Below are 2323 nucleotides of genomic sequence, written 5' to 3' on the forward strand. Positions count from 1 at the left end.
GCGTCCTCACCTGCTTAACTAAATCTCCATTTTAAAATCTAACAGCTTGTATGTTTCTGTAGTTTTTTGTATAATAAAAGAATTAAAATAATCGGTAAAAAGCCATATTATTTAATGTATAATTTTTTTTGAGAAGGAGCATACATTATGAATCGAATAAAATTCAGATTATACCCGGTGTTGATGGCCTCGGCTCTGTTTCTGGCTCTGGCGCCGGGAGGGGTTTCCCAGGCACAGGCGTCAACTATATATACACCGAAGGCCGACGGCACCGTGGTCTACACCAGCGCAAAAGCCGTGATCGACGCCTCCCACACATCCGACGGATATGTGATGGTCAAATACACCGGTTCTAATCCCAAGGTAAAACTCCGGATCCAGAAGGATACCGAATACACCTATGATATAACCGCTTCCGGCGATTATGTGACCTTTCCGCTGACCGAGGGAAGCGGAAGTTATACGGTTAAGGTATTCGAGAATGTATCCGGCACTTCCTACGCACAGGCCGTGAGCCAGACGATACAGGTGAATATTGCAAGCGATACAACACCATTTTTATATCCCAACCAGTTTTGTAACTTTAACGCCGATTCTAATGTTGTCACTGTCAGCGATACCATCACGTCCGGTATGACCGATCCGCTGAAAAAGGTGGAAGCCATTTACAATTACGCCGTTGACAACATCACATACGACAACCAAAAGGCTGCGACCGTACAGTCCGGTTATCTTCCCAATGTGGATGCAACGCTGGCCCAGAAAAAAGGAATCTGTTTTGACTACGCGGCAGTTATGACCTCGATGCTCCGCGCACAGGGCATTCCGACCAAGCTTGTCATCGGTTATGCAGGCAATGTATACCATGCATGGGTGAGCGTATATATTCAGGGGCAGGGCTGGGTTGATAATATCATCTATTTCGACGGAACTGACTGGAAATTAATGGACCCCACTTTTGTATCCAGCGGAAAGAAAAGCGCTGAAGTCCTGAACTATGTCAGCAATCCGGCAAATTACAGACAGAAATTCTGTTATTGATAAACAGGAGGTATTACTATGAGCCGCGGCGCATCATCACCGTTTACAGGCCTGGCACTGTCCGGGTTCTGCATGCAGATCTCGATTCTTCTGGAATCTGCAATTCCTCTCTACGAGGGACTGAAAGTTATGGCTGAAGATTCCCCCGTACAACGGGAAAAAGAAATCCTTACGGAACTGTCCGACAAAGTCCGCATGGGACTGCCGTTTCATCAGGCAGTCCGGGAAGCCGGCTGTTTTCCGGCATACGTCGTCAACATGTCCATGCTGGGGGAACGGACCGGCCTGCTGGATACCACAATGGAACGACTGGCCGTTTACTATGAAAAAGAATATTATCTTGCTGAAAACCTCAGAAAAGCCGTTACCTACCCGGCGATGATGATTCTTATGCTGATTATTATCCTGTTCGTCCTCTTTACCAGGGTTATGCCGGTATTTTCCGGCGTTTACGAGCAGCTTGGAACATCCATTCCTCCTGCCGCTGCCGCCGCTATCCGCCTGGGGGGCATATTAAGCGGAGCCGCCCTGGTTCTTGCAGCGATTCTCATCGCCTCAGCCCTGATTTTATGGCTTTTCGGAAAAAAAGGAGTCCAATCCACCCTGGCACTCTCCCTTCTGGAGAAAATCAAAGCGCGTTCTATCATCGCCCGCGCTGCCGCTGACCGGAGATTCTGCAATGTGATGGCCATGTCCCTCCAATGCGGCGTCAATCTGCCGGATGCATTCGGCCTGGCGCAAACTCTGGTGGATAACCGGACTGTTGAAGAACAAATCAAAAATGCCAAAGAAGCCGTCTCTCAGGGTAAAGGCTTCTACGATTCAGTCAAAGAAGCCGGACTGTTTTCCGGATTCGAGCTGCAGTTGATCCGTGTGGGCAGCCGCGCCGGACAGCTGGACCGCATCATGGACCGTCTTGCAATAGATTACGAGCAAAAGTCCTCCGAGGCCATTGACTCTATGATAGCGCGCCTGGAACCTACAATTGTATCGGTTCTGGCCGTTGCGGTCGGCCTGGTCCTTCTCGCCGTGATGCTGCCTCTGGCAGGTGTTCTGTCCTCCATCGGATAAGGAGTAACAGTTCAGCCATGATGTAGCCCGCGAGGTGTTTTCGCTGTTTCTTGCGAAAATCCCGAGTTGTGCGGCGCGAAACGGCGTTTTTTGCCGTTTCTGTGCATCATTTGTTACGGTTTAGCCGAAGGCTGAACCAATGTCATTTGATTAACAATGCAATAAATTGGAGATTTAACGGAGGTTAGGAGGACGCGTCCGGAACGGACCA

At 49.2% G+C, this 2323-nt stretch carries 2 protein-coding genes; both read left to right on the plus strand.

All coding sequences use genetic code 11. The annotated features are described in order from the left end of the window. Positions 1–147: 147 nt before the first annotated feature. Positions 148–1041 carry a transglutaminase-like domain-containing protein gene (locus tag CLOSYM_RS18480; protein WP_009297910.1) on the plus strand — a complete coding sequence of 298 codons (894 nt, stop codon included), beginning with the start codon at positions 148–150 and terminating at the stop codon, positions 1039–1041. Positions 1042–1059: 18 nt separating this feature from the next. Beyond that, positions 1060–2112, plus strand: coding sequence for a type II secretion system F family protein (locus CLOSYM_RS18485; RefSeq protein ID WP_044902847.1), 1053 nt, complete (start codon positions 1060–1062; stop codon positions 2110–2112). The last annotated feature ends 211 nt before the right edge of the window (positions 2113–2323 follow it).

Source organism: [Clostridium] symbiosum ATCC 14940 (assembly GCF_000466485.1).
Lineage (GTDB): Bacteria > Bacillota > Clostridia > Lachnospirales > Lachnospiraceae > Otoolea > Otoolea symbiosa.

What these genes read in the sequence shown, in the direction of transcription:
- CLOSYM_RS18480 (WP_009297910.1), top strand. Translation starts at nt 148, where the DNA reads ATGAATCGAATAAAATTCAGATTATACCCGGTGTTGATGGCCTCGGCT.
- CLOSYM_RS18485 (WP_044902847.1), top strand. Translation starts at nt 1,060, where the DNA reads ATGAGCCGCGGCGCATCATCACCGTTTACAGGCCTGGCACTGTCCGGG.